This is a genomic window from Nocardia sp. NPDC006044 (assembly GCF_042871115.1).
Classification (GTDB): domain Bacteria; phylum Actinomycetota; class Actinomycetes; order Mycobacteriales; family Mycobacteriaceae; genus Nocardia.
Genome location: NZ_JBIAID010000010.1, coordinates 1 through 3,226, shown reverse-complemented (window position 1 = coordinate 3,226; position 3,226 = coordinate 1). Strand labels below are relative to the sequence as shown.

Annotated in this window: 1 rRNA gene; it reads left to right on the top strand. The window is 55.6% G+C overall.

The window, feature by feature from the left end:
- Positions 1-45 precede the first annotated feature (45 nt).
- Positions 46-3,183 (top strand): 23S ribosomal RNA (locus ACFYO1_RS43760).
- The last annotated feature ends 43 nt before the right edge of the window (positions 3,184-3,226 follow it).

Below are 3,226 nucleotides of genomic sequence, written 5' to 3'. Positions count from 1 at the left end.
TTGTGTGTTGTTTGAGAACTGCACAGTGGACGCGAGCATCTTTGTTAGTAAGTGTTTAAGAGCGTACGGTGGATGCCTTGGCACCAGGAGCCGATGAAGGACGTAGGAGGCTGCGATAAGCCTCGGGGAGCTGTCAACCGAGCTGAGATCCGAGGATTTCCGAATGGGGAAACCCAGCACGAGTGATGTCGTGTTACCCGCATCTGAATATATAGGGTGTGTGGAGGGAACGTGGGGAAGTGAAACATCTCAGTACCCACAGGAAGAGAAAACAATAGTGATTCCGTGAGTAGTGGCGAGCGAAAGCGGAAGAGGCTAAACCATGTGGATGTGATACCCGGCAGGGGTTGTCCATGTGGGGTAGTGGGGTCATTCTTCTCGATTCTGCCGGATCGGGCGAGAGTAAGAAACCGAGTGGTTAGTCGAAGTGGTCTGGAACGGCCTGTCGTAGAGGGTGAGAATCCCGTAGACGAAAACTTCTTGGCTCTTGTGAGTGATACCCGAGTAGCAGCGGGCCCGTGAAATCTGCTGTGAATCTGCCGGGACCACCCGGTAAGCCTGAATACTCCCTGGTGACCGATAGCGGACTAGTACCGTGAGGGAAAGGTGAAAAGTACCCCGGGAGGGGAGTGAAATAGTACCTGAAACCGTGCGCTTACAATCCGTCAAAGCCTGCGAGTCATTTGGTTGGCTGTGGGTGATGGCGTGCCTTTTGAAGAATGAGCCTGCGAGTTAGTGGCATGTGGCGAGGTTAACCCGTGTGGGGTAGCCGTAGCGAAAGCGAGTCCGAATAGGGCGGTCGAGTCGCATGTTCTAGACCCGAAGCGGAGTGATCTACCCATGGCCAGGGTGAAGCGACGGTAAGACGTCGTGGAGGCCCGAACCCACTTAGGTTGAAAACTGAGGGGATGAGCTGTGGGTAGGGGTGAAAGGCCAATCAAACTCCGTGATAGCTGGTTCTCCCCGAAATGCATTTAGGTGCAGCGTCACGTGTTTCACGCCGGAGGTAGAGCTACTGGATGGTCTAGGGGGCCTACAAGCTTACCGAAATCAGCCAAACTCCGAATGCCGGTGTGTGAGAGCGTGGCAGTGAGACTGCGGGGGATAAGCTTCGTAGTCGAGAGGGAAACAGCCCAGATCGCCGGCTAAGGCCCCTAAGCGTGTACTAAGTGGAAAAGGATGTGAAGTCGCGAAGACAACCAGGAGGTTGGCTTAGAAGCAGCCACCCTTGAAAGAGTGCGTAATAGCTCACTGGTCAAGTGATTTTGCGCCGACAATGTAGCGGGGCTCAAGTACACCGCCGAAGCCGCGGCATTCACACTTAACACCGGCCTGTTCCTGCGGGGGCAGGTCCAGTGGTGTGGATGGGTAGGGGAGCGTCGTGTCACCATGGAAGCAGCGGAGTGATCCAGTTGTGGAGGTGACGCGAGTGAGAATGCAGGCATGAGTAGCGAAAGACGAGTGAGAAACTCGTCCGCCGAATGACCAAGGGTTCCTGGGCCAGGTTAATCCGCCCAGGGTGAGTCGGGACCTAAGGCGAGGCCGACAGGCGTAGTCGATGGACAACGGGTTGATATTCCCGTACCCGTGTATCCGCGCCCATGATGAATCAGTTGTGCTAAGTGTCCTGAACTTCCGAGAAGACCTTCGGGTCTCGAGTGGAGGGATGCACATGACCCTGGCTGGTAGTAGTCAAGCGATGGGGTGACGCAGGAAGGTAGCTGGGCCAGTCAGTGGTTGTACTGGTGTAAGCCTGTAGGGCGTCCGGTAGGCAAATCCGCCGGATATGTGGCCTGAGAGGTGATGCGTAGCCGATTGAGGCGAATTCAGTGATCCTATGCTGCCGAGAAAAGCCTCTAGTGAGTTGGTACACGGCCCGTACCCCAAACCGACACAGGTGGTCAGGTAGAGAATACTGAGGCGATCGAGAGAACTGTGGTTAAGGAACTCGGCAAAATGCCCCCGTAACTTCGGGAGAAGGGGGACCACAACCGGTGACGGCCCGTGCGGTCTGAGCTGGGGGTGGTCGCAGAGACCAGTGAGAAGCGACTGTTTACTAAAAACACAGGTCCGTGCGAAGTCGTAAGACGATGTATACGGACTGACGCCTGCCCGGTGCCGGAAGGTTAAGAGGACCGGTTAGCGCCTTCGGGTGCGAAGCTGAGAATTTAAGCCCCGGTAAACGGCGGTGGTAACTATAACCATCCTAAGGTAGCGAAATTCCTTGTCGGGTAAGTTCCGACCTGCACGAATGGCGTAACGACTTCTCAGCTGTCTCAACCACAGACTCGGCGAAATTGCATTACGAGTAAAGATGCTCGTTACGCGCGGCAGGACGAAAAGACCCCGGGACCTTCACTATAGCTTGGTATTGGTGTTCGGTACGGTTTGTGTAGGATAGGTGGGAGACTGTGAAGCGGGCACGCCAGTGTTCGTGGAGTCATCGTTGAAATACCACTCTGATCGTATTGGGCTTCTAACTTCGGACCATGATCTGGTTCAGGGACAGTGCCTGGTGGGTAGTTTAACTGGGGCGGTTGCCTCCTAAAATGTAACGGAGGCGCCCAAAGGTTCCCTCAGCCTGGTTGGCAATCAGGTGTCGAGTGCAAGTGCACAAGGGAGCTTGACTGTGAGAGCGACAGCTCGAGCAGGGACGAAAGTCGGGACTAGTGATCCGGCACCGGCAAGTGGAAGCGGTGTCGCTCAACGGATAAAAGGTACCCCGGGGATAACAGGCTGATCTTCCCCAAGAGTCCATATCGACGGGATGGTTTGGCACCTCGATGTCGGCTCGTCGCATCCTGGGGCTGGAGTAGGTCCCAAGGGTTGGGCTGTTCGCCCATTAAAGCGGCACGCGAGCTGGGTTTAGAACGTCGTGAGACAGTTCGGTCTCTATCCGCCGCGCGCGTGAAGAAACTTGAGGAAGGCTGTCCCTAGTACGAGAGGACCGGGACGGACGAACCTCTGGTGTGCCAGTTGTACTGCCAAGTGCACTGCTGGTTAGCTACGTTCGGAAGGGATAACCGCTGAAAGCATCTAAGCGGGAAGCCTGTTCCAAGATGAGGTTTCTCTCCCCCTTCGAGGGGTTAAGGCCCCCCACAGACCATGGGGTTGATAGGCCAGAACTGGAAGCCCGGTAACGGGTGCAGGTGACTGGTACTAATCGGCCGAGGACTTACCAACAAAGAAGCTACGCGTCCACTGTGCAGTATCTGAAACAACACAC